Consider the following 24,890-nt stretch of genomic DNA (forward strand, 5'->3'; position numbering starts at 1 on the left):
CATTCACCTCTTATTTCTCCGTGGGAAAGACCACGGTCAGCAGCATTTTAAAATTCTCCGGCGCGTAGACCGCATGGGGCTTCTTGGCCGGCATCACCAAGCTCTCTCCGGCCTGGAGCACATAGTCCCGGCCATCCACGGTAAACCGGCCGGTACCCTCCAGCACCAACACCATGGCATCCCCCTCCGAGTCGTGGGTGCCGATCTCCTCGCCCTTGGCAAAAGCAAAGAGCGTCACACTTACATAGGGATTTTGAGCCAGGGTACGGCTCACGATCTGTCCGGGATTCACACTCACCTGACCGGCCAGGCTGACCACCTGTTCCGGTTCCATATTTTTAATATAAGCCATGGTTTTCTCCTTTCCGGCTATGCCGCAGCGGCGGCTCTTGCACCTCTGCCGCGGCTTCCTTTCCTTTTGTGTTTATATCATAGCATTTTTATAGGTTTTTGTCTGTTGCTTTTGCAACGTATCGGCATATTTTTTATCTGTTATGGGCAATTCTTAAAATTTTTTAAGGCCCTGATTTTTTGCATCGGCAGCCTTTTCCACCGGTCTGTCCTCTGATACAATAAGGTCTATGAAAGAAGTATCAAAGGAGGGATAACCCATGACGCCTCTGATCCTCATTGCGGAGGATGACGCCGACATCCGTGGCCTGCTGCGGCTCTATCTGGAGGGGGACGGCTTCAAGGTCCTGGAGGCGGAGGACGGTGCCAAAGCGCTGGAGCTGGCCCGGACCCACAGCCCGGACATGGCCATTCTGGACATCATGATGCCCGGCCTCAACGGCTTTGAGCTGACCCGGGCCCTGCGCCAGTACAGCGAGCTGCCCATTCTCATTCTGTCCGCCAAGAGCCAGGATAACGACAAGATCCTGGGCCTCAATCTGGGGGCTGACGACTATATCGCCAAGCCCTTCAACCCGGTGGAGATCGTGGCCCGGGTAAAGGCCCAGCTGCGCCGGGTGGGGCGGACAGGCCGGGACGTGCTGTCCGTCCGGGACCTGAATCTGGACACCGTCACCTGCCAGCTCACCAAGCGAGGGGTCTCTATCCCCCTGACTCCCATGGAGTACAAGATCCTGGCCCTGCTCATGCGCTCCCCCGGCCGCATTTTTACCAAGATCCAGCTGTACGAGGGGGCGGTTGGCCCCTATTTTGAGGGTGACGACAACACGATGATGGTCCACATCTCCAAGCTGCGGGACAAGCTGGAGGCCGACCCGAAGAACCCCCGCTATATCATTACCGTGAGAGGACTGGGGTATAAGCTTGAAAAGTAAACCGGTTCCCGGCAGTCTGTTCGGCCTGCTGGTGCGCAACTACCTGCTCTTCACCCTCACCCTGCTGCTCATTGCCGGCGGGATCTTCCTGCTGTGGAACACCTGGCTGGACCGGCTTTTCCGTCCGGCGGACTGGTCCGGCCTGATGGCCGACCCGGCCCTGGCCGCCGGGAGCTATGAGCGTCTGGACCGCTATACCGGCAATACCGGCAGTGCCTTCGCCGTCTATGACGGGGACTCCATGCTGATCTACACCTCCGCTTCCGGTTTTGATCCCATCTGCACCGCCGACGAGCTGGCCTGCGTTCCCGCCTGGGATGAAGACACCATGGTCAGCACCTTTGAGCAGACCGGAGTCGACGGCACGCCCCGCTACCTGGTGCTCCGGCAATCCATATCCACCGGCAAGGTGGAAACCGTGGTGCTGGACGAGTATTATCAAGTGATTTTCGGCGAGCCCGCCGACGGAAGGATGGACTATACTCCTCGGGAGTTTGCCTACCTGTCCGGGCGGCGGTTTCCCGGCTGCACCCTCTTCCGGGGAAGCTATCTCAGCCAGGACGGCACACCCATGACCGTGCTGATGCGGGAGGCCTCCCTCAGCGACGCCGACTACACCCGGCGGCTGCAAAGCTCCTGGCGGATCTGGCTGCTCTTTCTGCCGCTGTATCTGCTCAGCGCCGGGCTGTTCATCACCTGGCTGAGCCGCCGGATCGGCCGTCCCCTGCAGCGGCTCAACGAGGCGGTAGTCTCCCAGTCGGAGGGCCGCATGGTCCGGGTGGGGGATTGCGGCGGCACCCGGGAGATCCGCCGCATCGGCGAGAGCTTTGACCGCTTCTCCGACCGGCTGGCGGAGAGCGAGGCGGAGCGGCGGCGGCTGGATCAGGGCCGCCAGAAGCTGATCGCCGACATCTCCCACGACCTCAAGACCCCCATCACCGTCATCGCCGGGTACATCGATGCCATTCAGGATGGAAAGGTGCCGCCCGAGGAGCAGGGACGCTACCTGCAGGCCATCCAGGGCAAGGCAGCCGCCCTCACCGAGCTGGTCAACGCCTTCCACGAGTACAGCAAGGTGGAGCATCCGGAGTTCGTGCTCCACACCCAGCCCACCGACCTGTGTGAGTTCCTGCGGGCCTATCTGGCGGAAAAATACGATGAGATCGATCTGGCAGGCTTTGGCCTAGACATCGACCTGCCCGACCACCCCCTGCGCTGTGAGCTGGATCCGCTGCAATTCCGCCGGGTGCTGGACAATCTGCTGTCCAACGCCCTGCGTCACAACCGGCTGGGCACCATGCTCTTCTTTACCGTGACTGCCCGGGAGGACCAGGCGGTCCTCACCGTGGCAGACAACGGGACCGGCATCCCGCCCCAGCGGGCCAAGGATATCTTTGAGCCCTTTGTGGTGGGCAGCGACGCCCGCTCCGGCCAGGGCAGCGGCCTGGGACTGGCCATCACCCGCCGTATCCTGGAGCTCCACGGCGGGGCCATCATTCTCTCCCCCCGTCCCGCCCGGGGCACCGGTACTGAATTTGTCCTCACTCTGCCCCTGTGCCACCCCGACTCCTCCGATTGAGCCAAGACGCTCCGGACCCTTTGGTCCAGAGCGTCTTTTTTCTTTCTTCTGTCTTTAGGAATCTTAACAAAACGCACACGGGGAATAAAGTTTCCCCCGATATACTCTCCCTTCGAAAGGGGGCAACACCTATGAATGGGCCTGACCTGCGCAGCCGCCCCATTATTGAAGTTAAAGACGTCCGCAAGGAGTACCCCATCGGCGACGAGACGGTGGTGGCGCTCAAGCGCATCAATCTCAATGTATCCCGAGGGGAGATCTGCTGTATCTTCGGCACCTCCGGCTCGGGCAAAAGTACCCTGCTCAACCAGTTGGCGGGCATGGAAAAGCCCACCCGGGGAGAGGTCCGCATCGGCGGCGTACCCATCTCCCGGCTGAACGAAAACCAGCTGGCCGCTTTCCGGCAGCGGCACCCAGGCTTTGTGTTCCAGTCCTACAACCTGCTGCCCAACCTGACCGCCACCGAAAACGTGGCCCTTCCCCTGATGTTCCGGGGGGTCCCCAAGGCCCAGCGGGAGGCAGCAGCCCGCAAGCTGCTCACCCGGGTAGGCCTGGCCCACCGGCTGGACCACTTTCCCCGGCAGATGTCGGGCGGCCAGCAGCAGCGGGCGGGCATTGCCCGGGCCTTCATCGCCCGGCCAGACGTGGTCTTTGCCGATGAGCCCACCGGCAACCTGGACTCCAAAACCACGGTGGAGATCATGGACATGATCTGTACCTTCGCCCGGGACTACCATCAGACCATCATTCTGGTCACCCACGATCCGGAGATGGCCTCTTACGCCCACCGGATCGTCACCCTCATCGACGGCGAGATCGTAAGCAACGAAGTCAATCAAAAGGAGAGATTTCCCCATGAAGCATAGCATACTGCGCACAGGCCTGTCTGTGCTCCTGCTGCTGGCCATACTGGCAGCCAGCCTGCCGGCGGTCTTTGCCGCCGAGGGCAGCAACCTGTATATCACCGGCTACCGGGTAACCAACTCCGCCGGCACCACGGTCTACAGCATCACCAAAGGCAGCGTGGTGGACATCACGGTCTCCATCAAGGACACCGGCGACGGCACCGGCCAAAACGACCCCAAGGCCCTGGACATCACCAAGCTGGACGACAGCTTCACCGGCGGCGTGCTGTTTGTGGAGAAGACCTCCGCACCTGACGCCCCCCTGGTGTACGCCGTCCACCTCACCGGTCTGACCTACAAGGGCGTGGGCCAGAATCTGAAGCTCCAGGTGGGCACCGCCGGTCAGCCGGACAGCTACCAGACCCTGGAGCTCACCATCACCGAGGCGGTGGTGTACGAGGCCCCCCAACCCACCCCCGAGCCAGTCCCCACACCGCCGGAACCCATCCCCGCCCCCACCGTGCTGGTGTCCCGCAGCGCCATGGACAAGCCCATCGAGGCCGGCCAGTCCATTCCGGTTACGATCATCTTTGAAAATCTGAGCCGCACCCGTCTCACCTCCCCGGTGGTCACCTTCACCCCCACCGACGGCATCAGCATCGCCGGAGGATCTTCCTCCTTCCCTCTGCCCGATATCGCCGGGAAAAAGAGCGTCAGCCTGACCGTCATGGTGCAGGCCTCCAGTACCATCCCCTCCCCCGCCCAGTCCCTGGGTGTGGACCTGAAGTTCAACTACTTCAATAACGTCTCCACCGTGCAGGGCACCATGACCGACAAGATCAACATCCCCGCCCTGGGCCGGGACAGCGTGCCCCAGCCGGTGGTCCTCATCACCCGCTCGCCGCTGGAGCGCCCTCTGGCCCCTGAGGAGAGCGCCACCATCACCATGCAGTTCCAGAACACCAGCTCCACCCGTCTGGTGAAGCCGGTGGTGGCCATCACCCCCTCTGAGTCCCTGATGGTGCTCAACGACGCCGCCACCTTCCTGCTGCCCGACATCGACCCCGGCAAGACGGTCAGCATCGCCGTGCGGGTCCAGGCGGCCCGTGGCAACACCACCACCAGCCAGTCCCTCAGCGCCGAGCTGAAATTCGGCTATGACAACGGCGGCATGCTGACCCAGGCCACCTCCTCCGACAAGGTCAACCTGTCCACCAACGTACCCTCCAAGGCGGACGCCTCGGTGCCCAATGTGGTAGTGCGCAGCTTCTCCTTCGGAGAGGGCTCCGTAGCTGCCGGCAGCGCCTTCCCCCTGGGCATTACCTTTGAGAACACCGGCGCCGTGCGCATTGAGAATGTGGTACTCACCGTGGACGGCGGAGACACCTTCACCATGGACGCGGGCACCAATACCTTCTTCTACAAGGCCATCGGCCCCGGCGGCAATCAGGCTCAGACCATCCCCATGCGGGTCATTCCCACCGGAAAAACCGGCGCCCAGAGCATCTCCCTCTCCTTCAAGTATGAGTATATGGACGGCGAGAAGCGGTCCCAGACCACCTCCGACATCAAGCTGTCCCTGCCCGTCTATCAGCCCGACCGTTTCCAGATCAATGCCCCTGCCGTCCCCGAGTCGGTGAACGTGGGTGAGGAGACCGAGCTGCTGCTGGCCTATGTCAACAAGGGCAAGGACGACCTGGCCAACCTGGAGGCCACCGTGGTGGGTGACGACGTGGAGACCCCCGCCCGCACCCAGTACCTGGGCAATGTCACCGCCGGTGCCAACGGCAACATCGGCTTTGCCCTCACCCCCATGACCGAGGGCGACATCAACGTGGTTCTGAAGATCAGCTACGAGAACGCCGACCAGCAGGTCCAGACCCGGGAATTCCCCGTCACTCTTCATGTGACCGCTGCTCCTCCTCCGGAGGATTTCCCAGACGACTTCGATCCCGCTGCCGAGGAGGGTGGCTTCCCCTGGCTGCCGGTGGGTCTGGCTGCCGGCGGCGCGGTCCTGGCCGGCGGAGCCGGCTTCCTGATCTGGAAGAAGAAGCGGGACAGCAAAGCTGCCGGTACCGACAGCTGGGACGACTGGGACGACACTTCCTCCAACGGGGAGGCCTGAGCCATGAAGCGGAAGGATATGCTGCGCATCTGCCTGCAAAACCTGATGCGCCGGAAATCCCGTACCTTTCTCACCGTGCTGGGCGTGCTCATCGGCTGCTGTTCCATCGTGATTATGGTGTCTCTGGGCATCGGCATGAAGGAGGCCCAGGAACGCACCTTGGCCCAGATGGGCGACCTGACCATCATCACCGTCAATGCCCCCCAGGGCGGCCGGGGCAAGGTCAAGCTGGACGACCCGCTGCTGCGGCGCATCCGGAGTCTCCCCGGTGTGGAGGCTCTCACCCCCAAGCTGAACCTGGAGGCCGAGTCCATTTCCCTCATCGCGGGAGCCGGCAGGCGCTATGTGGCCGACTGGACCTCCGTGGTGGGCGTGGATACCAACGCCCTGGAGCAGATGGGCTACCGCCTGGTGGAGGGCACCCCGCCCAAGCGGGAGGGCGAGGTGCTCATCGGCCAGTATCTGGCCTACAACTTCAAGGATACCCTGCGCCCCGAGGGCCGCAATACCATCGACCGCTGGAGCGCCGAATTTGACGACAGCGGCAAACCCGTAGAACTGCCCCCACCCTACTTCAATCCCCTGAAGGGTCAGCTGACCATGGAAGTGGAGACCCAGAACGGCAAGGTCACCCTCCCCCTCACCCCGGTTGGGGTGGTGAAGGAGGACTACTCCAAGGGCAGCGAGACCTCCGAGGGCCTGCTCTTCAACATGACCGACCTGCAGAAGCTGATCGAAAAGACCCAGGGCCGCAAGGGCAAGAAGCCCGCCTATGAGTCCATCATGGTCAAGGTCAAAGGCATTGAACAGGTAGAGCCGGTGGAGCGGGAGATCAAGGCCATGGGCTACCCCACCGAATCCATGGAGAGCATCCGCAAGCCCATGGAGAAGGAGGCCCGGCAGAAGCAGCTGATGCTGGGCGGCCTGGGCGCCATCTCCCTCTTTGTTGCCGCCCTGGGCATCACCAACACCATGATCATGTCCATCTCTGAGCGCACCCGGGAGATCGGCATCATGAAGTCCCTGGGCTGTTATGTCAGCGATATCCGCATCATGTTCCTGTCCGAGGCAGGGGCCATCGGCCTCATCGGCGGGCTCATCGGCTGCGTCATCAGTTTCGGGGCCATGATCGCCATCAACCTGGTCTCACTGGGGCCATCCATCGAAAATCTGATCCCCGCCATTGTAGGCGGCGAGTCGGTGACCCGGGTCTCCATCATTCCGCCCTGGCTGCTGCTCTTCGCCGTGGCCTTCTCCATCCTCATCGGCCTGGGCTCGGGCTACTACCCTGCCAATAAGGCGGTGCGCATTCCCGCTCTGGAGGCCATCAAAAGCGAATAACACCCGTCGCCGCATATTTTTTCTTCCCCGGCATATGCTATCCCCGGGTGATTTCAGATGAAAGAACGCAAATGGATTCCCTATGTTCTGTGGATCCTCTTTACCGAGGCGGTGGGCTTTCTGTCCGGATGGCTGACCCGACAGGGTTCTGAGCTTTACAGTGAGACCATCGTAAAGCCGCCCCTCTCCCCGCCCGCCATGGTCTTTCCCATCGTCTGGGGCATCCTCTTTGTCCTGATGGGCATTGGGGCGGCCCGGATCTATCTGGCGGAGTCATCCCCCGCCCGCACCAGAAGTCTGCGCATCTTTCTGCTCCAGCTGGCCTTCAACTTCTTCTGGAGCATCCTGTTCTTCAACTTCTAGGCCTTCGGCCTCGCGCTGATCTGGCTGCTCATCCTGTGGGGGCTGATCCTGTGGATGATCTTCTCCTTCCGGCAGGTGGACCCACCCGCCGCCTGGCTGCAGGTTCCCTATCTGCTGTGGGTGACCTTCGCCGCCTATCTGAATTTCGGTGTGTGGCGGCTCAACTGAACAAGAAAACGGACCGGCAGGGTTTCCTGCCGGTCCGTTTGTTGTTTAAGCCTGCTCGCCGAAGAAGAGCTTCATGTCCTCCTCCACGGTGCCGATCCCGGCAATGCCGAAGTTGTCCACCAGCACCTTGGCCACGTTGGGGCTGAGGAAGGCGGGGAGGGTGGGACCCAGATGGATGTTCTTCACCCCCAGGTAGAGTAGAGCCAGCAGCACGATGACTGCCTTCTGCTCATACCAGGCGATGTTGTATACGATGGGCAGGTCGTTGATGTCCTCCAGGCCGAAGACCTCCTTCAGCTTGAGGGCAATGACCGCCAGAGAGTAGGAGTCGTTGCACTGACCGGCGTCCAGCACCCGGGGAATGCCGCCGATATCGCCCAGATCCAGCTTGTTGTACTTATACTTGGCGCAGCCGGCGGTGAGGATCACCGCATCCTTGGGCAGGGCCTTGGCAAACTCGGTGTAGTAGTCCCGGCTCTTGGCACGGCCGTCGCAGCCCGCCATGACCACAAACTTCTTGATGGCGCCGGATTTCACCGCCTCCACCACCTGGTCGGCCAGGGCCAGCACCTGGGCATGGGCAAAGCCGCCGATGATCTCGCCGGTCTCGATCTCCTGAGGCGGGGCACAGTGCTTTGCATGCTCGATGAGGGCGGAGAAGTCCTTCTTCTCCCCGATCTCACCGGGGATGTGCTTGCAGCCGGGGAAACCCGCCGCACCGGTGGTATACAGCCGGTCCTTGTAGCTGTCCTTTGGGGGCACGATGCAATTGGTGGTCATGAGGATGGGACCATGGAAGGACTCGAACTCCTCCTTCTGCTTCCACCAGGCGTTGCCGTAGTTACCCACAAAATTGGGGTACTTCTTAAAAGCGGGGTAGTAGTGGGCGGGCAACATCTCGGAGTGGGTGTACACGTCCACGCCGGTTCCCTGGGTCTGCTCCAGCAGCTGCTCCAGATCCCGCAGGTCGTGGCCGGACACCAGGATGCCGGGGTTCTTGCCCACACCGATGTTGACCTTGGTGATCTCCGGGTTGCCGTAGGCGCCGGTGTTGGCCTTGTCCAGCAGGGCCATGCCGGAGACACCGTACTTGCCGGTCTCCAGGGTGAGGGCCACCAGGTCGTCGGCGGTGAGGCTGTCGTCCAGGGTGGCAGCCAGGGCTTTCTGGAGGAAGGCATCCACCTCGCCGTCGTCCTGCAACAGGGCGTTGGCGTGCTTGGAGTAGGCGGACAGGCCCTTGAGGCCATAGGTGATGAGCTCCCGCAGGGAGCGGATATCCTCATTCTCAGTGGAGAGCACGCCCACGGTCTTGGCCTTGGCCTCCCAGTCGCCGGAGCCGTCCCACAGGGCGGCCTCAGGCAGGCCGGCGGTGTCGCTGATCTGACCCAGCAGCTCCTTCTTGGTATCCAGCGTCATGCGAATACGTTCTTCGATGGCGGCCTTGTCAAAATTGGCGTTGGTGATGGTGGTAAACAGATTGAGGGTGATCAGGTGGTTGACCGCCGTCTCCACCGCCTTGCCCTGAGCCCGCAGAGCGGTGGTAACCGCGGACAGGCCCTTCGTCACATAAACCAGCAGATCCTGCATGGCAGCCACATCGGGCCCCTTGCCGCATACGCCCACCCGGGTGCAGCCCTTGCAGCCGGCGGTCTCCTGGCACTGATAGCAAAACATGTTGTGTTCCATGGGTGTTCCTCCTTGGGGATGGGGTGTTTGTCGTTCTGGCCGTAGTATACGACACCTGCCCCACACTATTCCGTTGCAGAAGCAACAGAATTCGGAGGTTTTTCGCCACAAATTAAAAGAGGTTCGGCTGCTCTACCAGGTAATGGTGGATCAGATCAATGAACCAGCGCACTGCCGGGTTGTCCGACTGCCTGCGCCAGGCCACCCCCACCTCAATGACGGGGCTGGTGCCATCCAGCGGCAAAAAAACCAGATCGGTATGCATGTACTCCCGGATGTGGTAGGGCAGGATAGCCAGGGCCTGTCCGCACTCCACTGCAAACAGCACGTCCTCCATGGCCGGGTACTCCGCCGCCACCCGCGGGGTGAAGCCCATGTCCCGGCAGATATCCCGGAACTGCTTGTACATATAGCTGCCGCCCTCCCGGGAGAGGCAGACAAAGGGCTCGGTAGCCAGCCTGCCGTAGTCAATGGCGGTGTTGTCCAGGCAGGAGTGATTCGGTGGGCACACCAGGCAGTAAAAGTCGGCCACCAACCGGCGGCAGTGGTACTGGCTCATGCCCTGCAAATCGGACAGTACAGAGAAGGCCACGTCATAGGCCGCCTCCTCACAGCCCTTCTGCAGATCCTCCGCCACGCCGCGCACCAGCTCCACCCGCACCTGGGGATAGCGGCTGCGGTACTCCCGCATTAGCTTGGGCAGAAAATGGCGGCAGGGGCTGTTGAGGTAGCCGATCTTCAGGGATAGGTTGTCTGTCTGCTCCGCCTGGCGCAGACGGTCCATAGCCCGCTCCTCCAGGTCCAGCATCCGCTTGGCGTCCTCCAGAAAGAGCTCTCCCGCCCGGGTCAGGGACACGTTCCGGGTGGTGCGCAGGAAGAGCTTGGCCCCCAGCTCCCGCTCCAGGGCGGAAATCTGATGGGTAATGGCGGGCTGGGTCATGTAAAACTCTCTGGCCGCCTCGGTAAAGTTCCGGTGGCGGGCTACGGAGAGAAAATAGCGCAGCTGCTCCAAATGCATGGCGGTATCCGCTCCTTTCCGGATTCCATTATATATTGATAAAAGTATTTTATCAATGGTCCAGAAAACCTGAATTTCTCTTTTTTGCACCAAGGTGTTACCATATTCAGCGTAAATTATTGTATGAAGGAGCAAGAAACATGGGTTTTCAAGTCATGGGCGTTACTGCCGGCCGTAAAGACAGCAACTGCGAGATCCTGCTCAAGGAGGCCCTGCTGGCCTGTCAGGAGATGGGCGCCGAGGTCCGTATGATCAACCTGAAGGACTACGAGCTGCTGGACTGCAACGGCTGCACCTCCTGTACCATCGGTATGTCTATGGGAAAGAATACCGGCTGCTCTCTGGCGGACAAAGATGACAAGCAGAAGATCATGGACGTGATGCTGGAGCAGGACGCGGTGATCTTCTCCGCCCCCACCTACGATCTGATGCCTTCCTCCCTGTTCCTCAAGTTCATGCACCGCAACCTGGCCTATGAATCGGCCTTCCTGACCAAGATCGGCGCCATTGCCCCCCGGGATCGGGTAGGCGGCCTGATCGCGGTGGGCGGCTCCACCCGCTCCTGGCAGTCCATGGCCCTGGAGTGCATGCAGGCCACCACCTTCACCAACAGCTTCAAGATCGTGGACATGTACATGGCTACCCAGGTCCCCGCTCCCGCCCAGGTGCTTCTCTATGAGGAGAAGCTGGCCCGGGCCCATGAGATGGGCCAGAACATCATGAAGGCCCTGAACACCCCCGTTGCCGAGCGCAAGTGGCTGGGCGATCCCGACTACGGCTGGTGCCCCAACTGCCACTCCAATGCCCTCTGCCTGGGCGAGCCCCAGTGGAAGGGCCTGCACTACCCCATCGAGTGCGTGGTGTGCGGCGCCGGCGGCACTCTGGAGCAGACCGAGGACGGCCGCTGGAAGTTCGTCATCGCGGAAAACGGTCTGGAGCGCGACCGCACCACTGAGGAGGGCCGCGGCGTCCACTGCGATGAGATCGCCGAGACCCAGGGTGGCTTTTTCATGGACCCCGCCAAGCGCCAGCTGGTGGCCGAGCGTCTGCCCAAGTACAGAAACATCCAGTTTCCCGGTATTTAACGAAAGGAGTCCTGTTTCCATGAAATTCGAGCATCTGTTTGCCCCCATGCAGGTGGGCAAGGTAACCTACCGTAACCGCATCGTCAGCGCCCCCATGGCCTTCGGCCTCATCGTCCAGAATCCCGAGGCCCGGGACTTCACCTACCGCAAGCTGGAGGCCAGCGCCAAGGGCGGCAACGGCTGCGTCATCGTGGGTGAGACCGACGTCAATTTCACCGACGCCGTCCGCATCCCCGGCTTCCGCCCCTTCGACTTCGCCAAGCCCGAGGAGGACATGGAGACCTTCAACGCCGTGGGTGAGTACGCCCGCCGCATCAAGCGCCACGGTGCTGTTGCTCTGGCCGAGCTGGTCCACTGCGGCAAGGAGAAGGTGCCCTTCGGCCCCGGACAGGAGGCCATTGGCCCCATCGAGACCACCAACCTGGCCGGTGTGAAGGTCCGTCCCATGAACGAGGACGACATGGCCCGCATCGCCAACGACTTTGCGATTGCCGCCACCTACATGCAGAAGGCCGGCTTTGACGGCATCCTGATCCACGGCGGCCACGGCTTCATCTTCACCCAGTTCCTCTCCCCCCTGATGAACACCCGTACCGACAACTACGGCGGCTCTCTGGAGAACCGCGCCCGCTTCCCCCTCCAGATCCTGAAGGCCGTCCGCGAGGCGGTGGGCCCCGACTTCCTGGTGGAGCTGCGCATCGACGGCACCGACCATCAGCCCGGCGGCATCACCCCCGAGGAGACCGGCGAGTTCATCGCTATGGCCGAGCCCTACATCACCTCCGTCCATGTGACCTGCGGCATCTATGAGGAGTCCGTCAAGTCCGGCACCGAGAGCTCCATGTTCCACGCCCACGGTCTGAACATCGACAACGCCGCCATCATCAAGAAGTATACCAAGCTGCCCGTGGGCGCCGTGGGTGGCATCAACTCCCCCGAGATGTGCGACCAGGCCATCGCCGAGGGCAAGATCAACTTCGCTATCCTGGGCCGCCAGATGCTGGCCGACCCCGAGTTTGCCAACAAGGCCCGTGAGGGCAAGGAGGATCAGATCCGCCGCTGCCTGCGCTGCTACAAGTGCTTCCCCGGCTCCCCCGAGGAGGGCTACGACGATCTGCCCTTCACCAGCGAGGAGCTGGCCCTCTACGTGGGCCACTGCACCATCAACCCCCTGGCTCACCTGCCCTTCGACCCCGACGCTCTGGCTCCCGCCTCCAAGTGTGAGACCGTTCTCATCGTGGGCGGCGGCGTGGCCGGTATGCAGGCCGCCATCACCGCCTGTGACCGGGGCCAGAAGGTGATCCTGGCTGAGCAGGCCGACTATCTGGGCGGTCTGCTGCGGTTCACCGACGTGGACACCGACAAGCCCGACCTGCACAACTTCAAGGATCTGCTGGTCCGCGAGGTGGAGCGCCGCGACATCGACGTGCGCTTTAACACCACCGTCACCGCCGACAACATCGGCTCCTTCGGCGCCGACGGCGTCATCTTCGCCACCGGCTCCCTGCCCACCTGTCCTCCCGTGCCCGGCATCGAGCACGCCCACAAGGCCATGGACATGTACGACGGCAAAGTGAAGCCCGGCCACAAGATCGTCATGGTGGGCGGCGGCCTGGTGGGCTGCGAGGCCGGCCTGTTCCTCCAGAAGACCGGTCACGAGGTCACTGTGGTGGAGATGCTGGACCGGCTAGCCAATGAGTCCTTCGGTATGTACCGTGAGGCCCTCATCCTGGAGATGGAGAAGTGCGGCATGGGCATGATGCCCAAGACCCGCTGCCTGGAGATCACCCCCACCAGCGTGAAGGTGGAGAACGCCGACGGCGTCCAGACTCTGGAGGCCGACACCGTCCTCTTCGCCCTGGGCATGAAGAGCGTGGACATCTCCGCCCTGAAGGAGGCCGCCGAGGCCAAGGGTATGAAGACCTGGGTCATCGGCGACGCCATCCAGCCCGGCAAGGTGGATCAGGCCACCCGCAGCGGCTATCTGGCCGGTATCGAAGTCGGCAAGTAATTTCTCTTATCATCTTGTTTTCCCTTGAAAGGCAAGCCTTTCAAGGGAAAACCTTTTATCCTGTATTCCAAGAAAGGAAGCGATCATTATGCCTGAACGCGCCCCGCTGACCGCGGAAGAGCGGGCTCTGCCCTATTCCAAATTCTATGATCTGCCCATCACCCCCATCCCGGAGGAGAAGCTGGCCGTGCTGGCCGGCGGTCCCATTGACCCCTCCCTGGCCCTGAAGATCGAGGACCGCAACGACCTGTTCCTCCCCGGCGATCTGCCCTGCGAGATTGGCTACTGTGTGATGGAGAACGGCGCCGGTTTCCTGGCCAACAGCACCTTCATGCCCGGAGTCACTCCCGAGATGTTTGACTGGTGGTTCGCCTGGCACAGCCTGGAGGACCTGCGCTATCGGATCTGGGATCCCGAGGACCACTTCTACGCCCGTCAGCAGAACCGGGAAAAGACCCTGGACCAGTCCCTCCCCATGCGGGAGCGCACCTGGGGCACCCAGCACGTGGTGCTGGAGGACATCGGCGGCGGTCCTGATCCCCTGATCCTCAACTTCCGCTACCCACACGAGATGGGCTACGATGAGTCCAAGGTGGGCACCGAGGCCTGCGCCACCATGATGTGCGCCAACGGGCACGGCCCCGTCCCCGGTGAAGGTGTGGCCGCCATCATGACTCACTTCGTCCGCGAGGTGGAGGGCGGCATCGTGCTCCGCTCCCGGTTCTGGATCGGCTACGGCCTGGTGGACGGCCAGCTGGTGAAGCTGGTGCCCGACGGCGTGTCCGTCCCCCTGGAGATCGTCCAGGGCCTGTTCGCCCACAACCTGAAGGAGTTCGGCCATCTGGCCGCCATCCTGCCTCAGGTCTACGCCGAGAACAAGGACAACTGGTAATCACAAAGGGCGTGCTGCCATGCAGCACGCCCTTTCTTTATTCTGCCATCAACGCAGCCATATCCCCCGGCAGGGGTACCTGCCAGTGCATGGGCTCCCCTGTGATGGGATGGGTCAGGAACAGCTCCGCCGAATGGAGTGCGGGCCGACCGATCAGGTTTTTGTCCTCTCGCCCATAGAGGAAATCCCCGGTCAGGGGACAGCCCAGATGGGCCATGTGGACCCGGATCTGGTGGGTGCGCCCGGTCTCCAGCTCCAGTTCCACCAGAGCCCGGCCATCGGCGGTCTGGACCACCCGGTAGCGGGTAGCGGCCTGCTGCCCCGCCGGGTCCACCTGCCGCTCCACCAGAGAGCCCGGCACACGGCCGATAGGGGCGTCCACCCGCCCCTGCCGCGGCTGGGGTACCCCGTCACACACTGCCAGATAGATCCGCCGGAATTGGGGGGTGTGGAGCTGCCCCTTCAGCTTCTCCTGGGCCACCGGATGCTTGGCGATCACCAGCAGACCGGAGGTCCCCTTGTCCAGCCGCTGCACCGGGTGGACACCGCTGCTGTCCCCCCGCTGCTGAAGATACCAGGCGATGTGGTTGCACAGGGTATCCGTCCCGTTGCCCGGCCCCGGATGGACCAGCACACCAGGGACCTTGTTGACCACCAGCAGATCCCCGTCCTCATAGACTACATCCACCGGTCCCAGTGTGGGGGTGGGCCGCTCTGTGTGCGCCGGGTCGGCCACCCGGACGGTGAGGGTCTGGCCCGCCGTCACCCGCTGGCCGGTAATGGCCCGGACGCCGTCCAGCAGGATGCCGTCCTCCAGCCACTTGATCCGCTTGATGACGGTGCCCGACAACCCCAGCTCCCGCCGCAGCAGGGTGTCGATCTTTTCGCCCTCCCACGCCGCTGCTACCGTCAGCGTCAGCCGTCTGCCCTCTTTTCCGGTCATAGTCCGCCCTCCTTTTCTGTTTTTCAGTATAGCATGGCCATCTGTGCTTTTCAAACCACGGATTTTGTTGTATAATAAGGGTTACTGTTTTAGCTGAGGCTCAATCGCGGATGCCTTTGTATCCCGATTGCCGTACCCTTCAGGAAGCGAGGCACCGTCTATGGCAGATAAGCTGGGCATCTACATCCACATTCCCTTTTGCCGCAGCAAGTGCGACTACTGCGACTTTTACTCTCTGGCCGGTCAGGAGGGGCGGATGGACGACTACCAGAAGGCCTTAATCACCCACATGAAGGAAACCGCCCCCCAGACCCGGGGCTTGCAGATCGACACCGTCTATTTCGGCGGCGGTACCCCCAGCTTCTATGGGGAGAAGCGTTTGCGGGAGCTGCTGCGGCTCATTTCCAAGCGGTTTGATCTGGCCAAGGACGCTGAGATCACCGTGGAGTGCAACCCGGACAGCGTGGACCTGAAAATGCTCCAGGCCCTCCGGCGGGCGGGTGTGAACCGGCTGTCCCTGGGAGTCCAGTCGGCCTGCGACCAGGAGCTGCAGTGCCTGCACCGGCCCCATACCTTTGAACAGGCCGTGGAGGCGGTAAAGGCCGCCCGGGCGGCCAAGTTCCAGAACATCAGCCTGGATCTGATCTACGGCCTGCCCGGCCAGACCATGGAGGGCTGGCAGAACACGGTAGAGCAGGTGCTGGCCCTAAAGCCGGAGCACCTGAGCTGCTATGGGCTGAAGGTGGAGCCGGGCACACTCCTGGACTACCGGGTCTCCCGGGGCGAGCAACTGCCTGACGACGACGACCAGGCCGACATGTACCTGTGGACGGTGGACCGCCTGGCCCAGGAGGGCTACCGCCAGTATGAGATCTCCAATTTCGCCCGCTCGGGCTTCCAGTCCCGCCACAACCTGAAATACTGGATGGGGCACCCCTATATCAGCTTCGGCCCCGGGGCCCACTCCGACTTCGGCGGCCGCCGTTACTCTTTTGTCCAGGACCTGGAGGGCTATATCTCCGGCGTGCTGGGAGGCGGCGCCGTCATCGACGCTTCCGACCTGATCCCCAGCCGGGAGCGGGGCAGCGAATATCTGATGCTCCGCCTGCGCACCACCCGCGGCATCGAGGAGTGGGAATACCGGCGGGAGTTCTTCCTCAACTTTGACCCCATCGAGCAGAAGCTGGAGGAATATGAGCGCCAGGGCTGGGCGGAGCGGCACGACCGCCGCTGGCACCTGACCCCCAAGGGCTTCCTGGTGTCCAATCAGCTCATCGGAGATCTGCTTGCCATTCAGGAGGAGGCCACGCTGGAAAAGACCCTGCCCCGTCTGCGGCAGGGCCGCCCGGAAGAAGCCTAATCATTGCTGTATCCACAGGAAAAGCCGCCGCTGGTTTACAAGCGGCGGCTTTTGTGTTAACATAACGTATGTATCTACCCGTAAACCGACTTGACTTCAGGAGGACGATCATGAAGCATTTTATCCGGCGAGGCGCCGCACTGGGTCTGGCTCTGGCCCTGACCGTTACCGCGGCGTCCGCCTCCTATGCCCTGGGCTGGGACGTGCACACCGGCCAGGTCCCGCTGTCTCAGGGCGCCACCCTGGGCAAAAATATTTTCTGGAGTGACAGCTACTCCGATTTGCGCCATGAGTACTACATATCCTACAGCCCCAATGAGAATGTGGTACCTACTGTGGCCTACGGCGACAAGGTACTCAACCGCCAGTCCCTGTCTACCATGGCCAAGAGCCTGGAAAATCAGGGCAAGCGGGTGGTCTCCGGCATCAACGGCGACTGGTATGTGCTGAGCACCGGCTCCACCGTGGGCCTGCTGGTCACCGACGGCGTGGTGCGGGCCACCCCCTACTACAACAACGCCTGGGCTGTGGGTTTCAATGAGGACGGCACCGCCTTCATCGGCCAGCCCGCCCTCTCCACCACCGTCACCTTCGGCGGCCAGACCTTCAAGCTCAGCGGCGCCATCAACAAGGTGCGCAAGACCACCGCCAGCGATGCCAGCGGCGGTTTGACCCTGCTCACCTCCGACTTTGCCACCACCACCCAGAACACCGAAGCCGGTGTGGACGTGATCCTGGCCCCGGTGGACGACGGGGTCAGCGCCACCCAGCCCACCATCGGTCAGCAGGTCCAGTACCAGGTGGAGCAGGTGCTGGAATCCACCGGCAGCATCGCCATTCCCGAGGGGAAGGCGGTGCTCACCATGAACGCCAAGGATAACGCCGACACTCTGGCTAAGCTCCGGGCACTCCAGCCCGGCGACACCGTGACCCTGTCCATCACCAGCACCGACGAGCGCTGGAACAACGTGGACCAGGCCATCGGCGGCACCTACAAGATCGTCTCTGACGGCCAAGTCAACTCCGGCCTGCCCTCAGAGCGTACCGCCTGGACAGCGGTGGGCGTCAAAGCTGACAGCTCCGCCATCTTCTACACCATCGACGGCAAGCAGTCCGGCTACAGCGTGGGCTGCACCCTGACCCAGGTGGCCCAGCGGCTCATTGAGTTGGGCTGTGTGGATGCGGTGGCCATGGACGGCGGCGGCTCCACCACCATCGGCGTCACCTATCCGGAGACCGACGGCATGCAGGTCATCAACCGCCCCTCCGATGGTTCCCAGCGGGCCAACAGCACCGCCATCTTCCTGACCACCACCCTCCAGCCCACCGGCCAGCTGGACAGCTACTATGTGACGCCCACCGACTCCATGCTGCTCTCCGGCGCCACCGTCCAGCTCTCCGCTTCCGGTCTGGACACCAGCTACTACCCCACCACCGGCAATGAGGTCACCTGGTCCGTATCGGAGGGCGGCGGCACCGTGGATCAGAACGGTCTGTTCACCGCCGGCAGCCAGAGCGGCTTCTCCCAGGTCACCGCTTCCGACAGCAGAGCCTCGGGCACCGCCTACCTGACCACCGTCTCCACCCCGGACTCCATTACCATCACCAACGAGTCCACCGGAGCCAAGGTAAGCTCCCTCAGCCTGGACCCCGGCCAGCAGATCAATCTGAAGGCCACCGCCATCTACCGCTCTCTGTCCCTCTCCGCCCAGGATACCTGCTTCACCTGGTCCCTGGACCCCTCTCTGGGCACTGTGGACGCCAACGGCGTGCTCACCGCCGCCTCCACCAGCGGCAGCGGCACCCTGACCGTGTCCGCCGGCGGCAAGAGCGTCTCCATCCCCGTGACCATCGCCGGTCACGTCAAGACTCTGGACAACTGCGAGGGCAATCTGTCCGCCTTCACCAGCACGTCTACCGCCACCGTCTCCGGGGAGACCTCCTCCGACTACATCCACAACGGCAAGCAGAGCCTGAAGCTGTCCTATAACGCCGCCAGCGGCACCGCCTCCCTGTCCACCTCCCTGTCCATCCCCTCCGGCGAGAGCTGGCTGGGCATGTGGGTATACGGCGACGGCTCGGGCAACACCCTGATGGCCAGCACCCTGGATTCCAGCTACCAGGTCCAGCAGTTCCTGCTCACCAGCCTGGACTTCACCGGCTGGAAATACGTGATGGTCCAGCTGCCCACCGGCGCCACCTCCCTGCTGAGCCTGGATGTGATCTACGGCGGCAGCAAGACCTCCGGCGCCATCTGGCTGGATCAGCTGGTCACCGCCAACCAGAAGGTCACCGACACCACCGCTTCCACGGTGAAGGTCTCCGTGAAGGGCACCCAGCTCACCGCCACCGTGCAGGATGATGTGGACGCCACCATTCCCCAGAGCCAGGTGACTCTCACCTACGACGGCACCGTCATCACCGGCTCCTGGAATGAGGCCGCCGGTACCCTGACCGCCACCCTCCCTTCCGCTGACAACGGCTATCACCGTGCCACCGTCACCGTCTCCGACGCCAGCGGCAACCTGGGCCGGGCCTCGGCGGACATCAAGCCCGCCTCCAGCCGGACCAGCCCCTTCGCCGACATGACCGGCCACTGGGCAGAGCCCTACGCCACCTTCCTGTACGATCAGGGCGTGTCCCAGGGTACCGGCGGTTCCACTCCTCTGTATCAGCCAGACAAGAACATCACCCGGGCCGAGTTCTTCGCCCTGGTGGCCCGGTGGATGGACCTGGACCTGGCCAATTACGCCAGCGTGCAGCTGCCCTTCGCCGACACCGCCAGCATCCCCTCCTGGGCTCTGACCGAGGTCAAGGCTATGTACAGCCTGGGCATCCTCCAGGGTGCTTCCAGCGGCGGCCAGCTGCTGGCCAACCCCTCGGCCACCATTACCCGTGCCGAGGCCATGACCATCCTGGGCCGCACCCAGGCCAAGGGCTTCGCCCAGACCGATCTGACCTTCAGCGACGCCGGGCAGGTGCCCTCCTGGTCCCTCCCCTACGTCAAGACCCTGGTGGCCCAGGGCGTGGTCAGCGGCAACAACAACCAGATCCGCCCCTCCGACTCCATCACCCGCGGCGAGGTAGCCAAGCTGCTGTACGCCATGCTGTGAGTTGAATTTGAGTAAGAAAAAAGTGCGCCTTCCGCTACTCCTGATAGGGGTATCTTGAGGCGTGTCCTCGGATTAGGCAGGCAGTGCAGTTGCACTGTCTGCCTTTTCTGTTGTCTCTCCGCGGAGAATCACATCGTCTGTCTCGTTAAGGTTGAAGTCCCGGAAACAGATTTGGATTTTCTGCGGTGCGTGCTTGGAGTATTTGACCTCTTTTTCATACACGATGATCTTCGCTACGAAGGTACGGAGCAATTCCGGGGTCAGTTCTGTCATGTCGGTAAACTTTCTGGCTTTGGCGATGAAGTTCTTGGCATTGGCCATGCTGCTGCGTAGTTTCTCCAAGCACTCCTCCGTGTCAGGGATGGTTTCGGCCAGCTGCGCTTTCTCCTTGGAGTATGCCTCAGACAGCAAGCGGAACTGCTCATTGCTCACCCGTCCCAGGGCACTGTCCTCGTACATTCGCTTGAACACCATATCCAGTTCCCCATCCCGTTTCCGCATGGCGGACAGCTCTCGCTCTAAGCCCCGGATCTCCTTTGCCACCTCAGTGGATTGTTTCTGCTGGATGTAGGCTGCAAACCGCTCCGGATCGCTCCGGGCAAACTGTGTGGCTCTGCGGATCGTTTCCAGCACGATTTCCTTCAGTGCCACTTCCCGGACATAGTGAGCACTGCATACATCAGACCCATCCTTCTTGTAGGTGCGGCAGGTGAAATTGTTCTGTTCCGGCTTCATGGTGTGCGCCCGGTGCAGCACCATGGGCATACCGCAGTCCGCACAGTACACTAATCCAGAGAACATATTCTGCTCATCCATATTTGTCCGGCGGCGTTTATGGGATCGTACCTCCTGTACGATATCCCAGGTTTCCTGATCCACCAGCGCTTCATGCGTGTGCTCAAAGATCAGCCACTCGGATTTGGGGCGTTCGTACCTCTTTTTGTCCTTGTAGGACTTGGTGCTGTAGCGGAGGTTGACCGTGTGTCCAAGGTAGACCATGTTCTGAAGCATATCCGCCACCATGTCGCCGGTCCAGTTATAGGGACGCTCCGTATTCAGCCCGGAATGGGATGTGCCGAATTTCGTATAGGCGTACATGGATGGACTGTAGATATGCTCTTTCTTAAGCTGCTTTGCGATCTGGGACGGTCCCATTCCACCGGCGCACATGGCGAAAATGCGTTTGACGACAGCTGCCGCTTCCTCGTCCACCAGCAGAGAAGAGTCTTTTGTTGCGCCCTTACGGTAGCCATAGGGAGCTCGTGTCCCTACCCGGATTCCCCTCTGTGCCTTGGCATTCACCACATTCCGCACCTTGCGGCTGCAGTCTCGCACATGCCACTCGTTGAACAAATTCTTGAAGGGCATTAGTTCGTTGCTGTTTTCATACTTGGTGTCCACATTGTCGTTGACAGCGATGTAGCGCACATCGTTGGATGGGAAGATCTCCTCAATATAAAGACCGGTGTGAAGCTGGTTTCTGCCAAGACGAGAGAGATCCTTTGTGATGATGACGGCGATGTCGCCGTTGTTCATATCATCCATCATCTGCTCAAAGGCCGGGCGATTGAAGCTTGCTCCGGAATAGCCATCGTCCACATAAAATCTGGTATTCTGGAATCCATTCTCATCTGCGTACTTCTGCAGGATGAGTTTTTGGTTCTGGATGCTATTAGAGTCGCCCTCCAGATTATCGTCTCGGGACAGACGGCAATAGAGTGCCGTGATCTTTTGGTTTGGCTGTAACACATTGACCTCCTTCATAAAATGCCAAACCGATTGAGAGATTGCAACCATACAATACCCTCAATCGGTTTGTTTGTCTATGGGAACACACTTTTCAGGCGGAAATATTTTTTGCGTCTTCTTCCAGATCAATGACTTGCTTCAGAAGTTCGACCGTAGACTGCGTTCCTCCGAAACCAAATTCCGCAAGCACAATGTACTCTCTTCCGCACACACTTTGCCGGCGGCTTTTTATGATCTTGCCGTCTCTTTCTTCCACTGCGGTATCCCGCACCGCCTTGGCGGAGGGAATGTCCTCAACCCCTTGCAGTTCCTCATGATCGAAGTGGGGACGCTCGTTGTATTTGAATTGATACTCCATATCGTTCCTTTCTCCTGACCTGCGGTCAGGCAACAAAAATAGCAGACCGTTACATGGTCTGCTGCCAAGTCTGTTCTTCTTCGTGGTCGTCCTCCTTGTGACCGAGGGCGATTTTTATTTGCCGTTCCCGACGGAGCGTTTTTCGGTCCGTGTGTTGGTGCATGGTTGTGGCATCCCTTATGGGATCAGCAGCTTGATCACGCTCCAGAGAGCGGCCAAGCCGGACCAGATCACCTGCAAGACCACCATCCCCACCATAGTCCCCAGCAAAATCAGAGCCAGCCATACTATGACCGATATTGCCGTTCCCAGACTGGGCGGAGAAACAGAAATCTCTTTCTTCTTCCCAGCCTGTTGCAGCAGCCGCTGTACTTCCGCCACATCCCGCGTCAGTGCCTCCATCTGCGCCTGGGTGGGGCACGGCTCCCTCCAGCTGGAAGCCTCCCGCAGAAGGGATGTGTGTGCCGCTGTGTGCCGCTCCAGCTCGTCCAGCCGATGGAGCAGCTCCTGCCACTCCTCCTTGCCGGGACAGTTTTGCGGTATCATAGTCTGCGGAGCATTCCTCCGCTTCAATTCCTCCATGGGCAAGCGCTGCCCGGATTCTGAACTCATGTTCCATAACCTCCTTTGCGTACTTTTCCTCGTGGAGCCGGTCGTCCCGACACTTCATTCCCTTGGGTGTGGTGTAGGTGATGTTCTTCCGGCTGTCCGTCCAGCGCACCTGATACCCCTCGCTCTCCATCAGAGAGATGAATTCCTCCTTGCTGGCAGCGTACCGCATGCACTGGTCAATGGTGTTCATGAGGCGGAACTTCCAGCTCTCGCCCTTCGCGGCGGAGCGGTACTCTCTGGTGCTCATCCGCTTTTGCTTGACCTGCTTCTGCGGTGGCGGAAGGATCTCCAGACCGTGGGCAACGCAGATTTCATCGTTGGCTATCCGGTGGGTCTGCAGGTCGGCGGCACTTTGATGGAGTTTCTTGCCGCTCTGGAAGCTCACACTGTTCACCACCAGGTGATTGTGGAGATGCTCTGTGTCCATATGGGTGGCCACTAACACCTCAAAGTTTGGAAACTCACGCTGGGCTAGTTCCAGCCCAATAGCGTGAACTTCCTGTGGGGACAGGTCATCCTGCTTGTCAAAGGACTGCACGAAATGATAGTACTGTCTGCCATCTGTCTTATGGAACCGCTCCTTGGTGAGCTGCATTTCGGAGCAGACACTTTGGGCGGTGCAGTTCCAGCCGGAGACCAGCCGACGATCTTCCCATGTGGTTTTCTCTTCCTGCTGGACATAGCGCAGCACACCACCCAGAGCACCTCTGCCACCGCCACGATTTTTGATTGCGGTGAAGGTTGCCATCTCAAGTCACCTCCCGTAACAGCTCTCGGAGCTGTTCATAGATTTTTCCATAGTTTTCTGCCAGCGTTTCACCTTTGACTACAGATACTCTCCCCATGTTGGCCAGGGTGGTGAGCTGATTTAGATTTCTCCCCTGGGCTTTCAGTTCAGACAGCACCTGTTCTAACCCTTCCACCCGCACGATCTCTTTTCCCAGTCCGCTGTAGCACAGGTAATCGGTGACCGTCAGGCCAGCGGCCTTGGCTCGTTCCCGGATAGCTTCTTTCACACGGGGCGTCACCCGCAGGGTGATGATCTCACTCTTTTTTACTCTCTGCATTGCTCCTCCTCCCCCTCAGGGGCCGGGTACGGGGCAGCGCCCCGAAACTGTGCGCGGCGTATAGCCGGGCGCGATGCTTGCCCTCCCCGAAGGGAGGAATCCGTCTCCACGGCCCCCGCCGCGCCCTCTCCAGACGGTTGGTCAACGGCAGCAGGGTCGATAGGGACGATTTCTCCGGCACCCTCCAAATCGACACTATCGGCACGATTCAGCTCAATTACACGCTTGCCGTTGCTTCGGCGGACCACTGCAGCAATTCCGTTCTTCCTTAGGGCCTCAACGCTTTGCAGGATCAGTCTTGAAATCTTTTTGGGCGTTACTCCTTCGGCCTTATCAGGGTCGATCTTTTCGGAGAGCTCCGTGGGAGTGCCGATAAATACTGTTCTGGTGCTCATAAATGCAGAGAGGAGAACGACGATCCGATCCTCATGAAACACGGGTTCTTCTCTGCTGTCTGAAACCAACTCCCACACATTTTCCTCGCCGCGTCGAAGCTCCAGCTCGCGGTATTCGATGTCCCGGCCCACGCAGGTCAGTCTGGCCCTGCCGCTGCCCCGCTTTTCTTCCACCAGCGTGAAGCTGGAATCCACCGCGCCGCTGATGGCAGTGGTCCCGGAGATCCGGTGGAACACATCTTCCGCCTTTTCTTTCCGCAGGTGGTGGATGAGCAGGATGGCAATGCCATGCTTGTCCGCCAACCGCTTGAGCACAGACAGATCCCGGTAGTCGTTGGCGTAGGTGGCGTCGTGGATCGGACGGATCATCTGCAGGGTGTCGATGATGACCAGCACGGTATCGGGGTGGGCGTTGAGGAATGTTTCCACCTGTTCCTCCAGTCCCTGACCGATGAGGTCGCACTCGGTGCAGAAGTGGACGCTGCTTGGTGCGTCCTCCGTGATCTCAAACAGCCGATTCTGGATACGGAGGACGGAATCTTCCAGACAGAGATAGAGGGTGGTGCCCTGCCTGGTGGTCATGTTCCACACCGGTTCTCCCTTGGCCACTGTCACGGCCAGCCACAGAGCCAGCCAGGATTTGCCCACCTTCGGGGAGCCTGCCAGGATGTGCAGGCCCTGCGCAAGCAGGGTGTCCACCACAAAATTGGGCGAGTGCAATGGCTGGCTCATCAAGGTTGCTCCATCCACTGTGCGGAGCGGTGCGTTGTTTTTTCTCACGGTCAATTCCTCCTTATTTTGAATATGAAAAGCGCCCACCTCAGTGAGCGCTTCCGGGAAAGGTATTTTTCCTTTCACTTGATTATTCTGGGAGTTTTGATAAAATGAGAATAT

Annotated in this window: 19 protein-coding genes and 1 pseudogene; 11 read left to right on the forward strand and 9 right to left on the reverse strand. The window is 61.0% G+C overall.

From position 1 onward, the window contains the following. Positions 1–10 precede the first annotated feature (10 nt). Positions 11–352 carry a cupin domain-containing protein gene (locus tag J9789_RS06530; RefSeq protein WP_209343818.1) on the reverse strand — a complete coding sequence of 114 codons (342 nt, stop codon included), beginning with the start codon at positions 350–352 and terminating at the stop codon, positions 11–13. 259 nt (positions 353–611) lie between these two features. Here J9789_RS06530 and J9789_RS06535 point away from each other — a divergent pair, with 259 nt between their 5' ends. The 6 genes and pseudogenes from J9789_RS06535 (at position 612) to J9789_RS06560 (ending at position 7,707) form a co-directional block, all read left to right on the forward strand. Then, a complete protein-coding gene (locus J9789_RS06535; protein ID WP_209343821.1) occupies positions 612–1,286 on the forward strand; it encodes a response regulator transcription factor in 675 nt (224 codons plus the stop codon). Continuing rightward, positions 1,276–2,865: a HAMP domain-containing sensor histidine kinase gene (locus J9789_RS06540; protein ID WP_209343823.1), complete on the forward strand. Its 1,590-nt coding sequence runs from the start codon at positions 1,276–1,278 to the stop codon at positions 2,863–2,865. Before J9789_RS06535 ends, J9789_RS06540 begins: the two co-directional genes overlap by 11 nt. A gap of 131 nt (positions 2,866–2,996) precedes the next feature. Further along, the gene (locus J9789_RS06545; RefSeq protein WP_209343825.1) at positions 2,997–3,731 is read left to right on the forward strand and encodes an ABC transporter ATP-binding protein; all 735 of its coding nucleotides are present in this window, start codon (positions 2,997–2,999) and stop codon (positions 3,729–3,731) included. Beyond that, the gene (locus J9789_RS06550) at positions 3,721–5,835 is read left to right on the forward strand and encodes a hypothetical protein (RefSeq protein ID WP_209343827.1); all 2,115 of its coding nucleotides are present in this window, start codon (positions 3,721–3,723) and stop codon (positions 5,833–5,835) included. The genes J9789_RS06545 and J9789_RS06550 overlap by 11 nt, the downstream gene beginning before the upstream one ends. Before the next feature lie 3 nt (positions 5,836–5,838). After that, positions 5,839–7,176, forward strand: a complete 1,338-nt coding sequence (locus J9789_RS06555; RefSeq protein ID WP_209343829.1) for an FtsX-like permease family protein — start codon at positions 5,839–5,841, stop codon at positions 7,174–7,176. A gap of 57 nt (positions 7,177–7,233) precedes the next feature. After that, positions 7,234–7,707, forward strand: a pseudogene (locus J9789_RS06560) (TspO/MBR family protein). Positions 7,708–7,752: 45 nt separating this feature from the next. Here J9789_RS06560 and hcp read toward each other — a convergent pair. Next, positions 7,753–9,393, reverse strand: a complete 1,641-nt coding sequence (hcp, locus tag J9789_RS06565) for a hydroxylamine reductase (protein WP_209343830.1) — start codon at positions 9,391–9,393, stop codon at positions 7,753–7,755. 112 nt (positions 9,394–9,505) lie between these two features. Then, positions 9,506–10,411, reverse strand: coding sequence for a LysR family transcriptional regulator (locus J9789_RS06570; protein WP_209343833.1), 906 nt, complete (start codon positions 10,409–10,411; stop codon positions 9,506–9,508). Positions 10,412–10,551: 140 nt separating this feature from the next. On the opposite strand from J9789_RS06570, the gene J9789_RS06575 reads away from it, so the two are divergent. The 3 genes from J9789_RS06575 (at position 10,552) to J9789_RS06585 (ending at position 14,399) form a co-directional block, all read left to right on the forward strand. Next, positions 10,552–11,496 carry a flavodoxin family protein gene (locus tag J9789_RS06575; protein ID WP_209343835.1) on the forward strand — a complete coding sequence of 315 codons (945 nt, stop codon included), beginning with the start codon at positions 10,552–10,554 and terminating at the stop codon, positions 11,494–11,496. Between the two features lie 19 nt (positions 11,497–11,515). Next, positions 11,516–13,507 carry an FAD-dependent oxidoreductase gene (locus J9789_RS06580; protein ID WP_209343837.1) on the forward strand — a complete coding sequence of 664 codons (1,992 nt, stop codon included), beginning with the start codon at positions 11,516–11,518 and terminating at the stop codon, positions 13,505–13,507. An 88-nt stretch (positions 13,508–13,595) separates the two neighbouring features. Next, positions 13,596–14,399 carry a phloretin hydrolase gene (locus J9789_RS06585; RefSeq protein WP_209343839.1) on the forward strand — a complete coding sequence of 268 codons (804 nt, stop codon included), beginning with the start codon at positions 13,596–13,598 and terminating at the stop codon, positions 14,397–14,399. Positions 14,400–14,436: 37 nt separating this feature from the next. Here J9789_RS06585 and J9789_RS06590 read toward each other — a convergent pair whose 3' ends face one another. Further along, positions 14,437–15,342 (reverse strand): RluA family pseudouridine synthase, encoded by a 906-nt coding sequence (locus J9789_RS06590; RefSeq protein ID WP_209343841.1) that lies wholly within the window; start codon positions 15,340–15,342, stop codon positions 14,437–14,439. A gap of 160 nt (positions 15,343–15,502) precedes the next feature. Between J9789_RS06590 and hemW the strand changes: the two genes are divergently transcribed. Together hemW and J9789_RS17270 are read left to right on the forward strand one after the other, a co-directional pair. Beyond that, positions 15,503–16,702, forward strand: a complete 1,200-nt coding sequence (gene hemW, locus J9789_RS06595; protein WP_209343843.1) for a radical SAM family heme chaperone HemW — start codon at positions 15,503–15,505, stop codon at positions 16,700–16,702. A 110-nt stretch (positions 16,703–16,812) separates the two neighbouring features. After that, a complete protein-coding gene (locus J9789_RS17270) occupies positions 16,813–19,815 on the forward strand; it encodes an S-layer homology domain-containing protein (RefSeq protein WP_209343845.1) in 3,003 nt (1,000 codons plus the stop codon). Positions 19,816–19,887: 72 nt separating this feature from the next. Here J9789_RS17270 and J9789_RS06605 read toward each other — a convergent pair whose 3' ends face one another. The 5 genes from J9789_RS06605 to J9789_RS06625 all read right to left on the reverse strand — a co-directional run bounded on the left by J9789_RS06605 (position 19,888) and on the right by J9789_RS06625 (position 24,776). Beyond that, the gene (locus tag J9789_RS06605) at positions 19,888–21,564 is read right to left on the reverse strand and encodes a recombinase family protein (protein WP_209343846.1); all 1,677 of its coding nucleotides are present in this window, start codon (positions 21,562–21,564) and stop codon (positions 19,888–19,890) included. Positions 21,565–21,655: 91 nt separating this feature from the next. Then, on the reverse strand, positions 21,656–21,922 hold the full coding sequence (locus J9789_RS06610; protein ID WP_209343848.1) for a hypothetical protein: 267 nt from the start codon (positions 21,920–21,922) through the stop codon (positions 21,656–21,658). A 49-nt stretch (positions 21,923–21,971) separates the two neighbouring features. Further along, the gene (locus tag J9789_RS06615) at positions 21,972–23,282 is read right to left on the reverse strand and encodes a relaxase/mobilization nuclease domain-containing protein (RefSeq protein ID WP_209343850.1); all 1,311 of its coding nucleotides are present in this window, start codon (positions 23,280–23,282) and stop codon (positions 21,972–21,974) included. 1 nt (position 23,283) lies between these two features. Beyond that, complete coding sequence (locus J9789_RS06620; protein WP_209343852.1) at positions 23,284–23,601, reverse strand: plasmid mobilization relaxosome protein MobC; 318 nt, start codon at positions 23,599–23,601, stop codon at positions 23,284–23,286. Beyond that, positions 23,589–24,776 (reverse strand): AAA family ATPase, encoded by a 1,188-nt coding sequence (locus J9789_RS06625; protein WP_348633647.1) that lies wholly within the window; start codon positions 24,774–24,776, stop codon positions 23,589–23,591. Before J9789_RS06625 ends, J9789_RS06620 begins: the two co-directional genes overlap by 13 nt. Positions 24,777–24,890: the final 114 nt, after the last annotated feature.

The organism is Flavonifractor sp. AGMB03687 (assembly GCF_017811815.1).
GTDB lineage: Bacteria > Bacillota > Clostridia > Oscillospirales > Oscillospiraceae > Flavonifractor.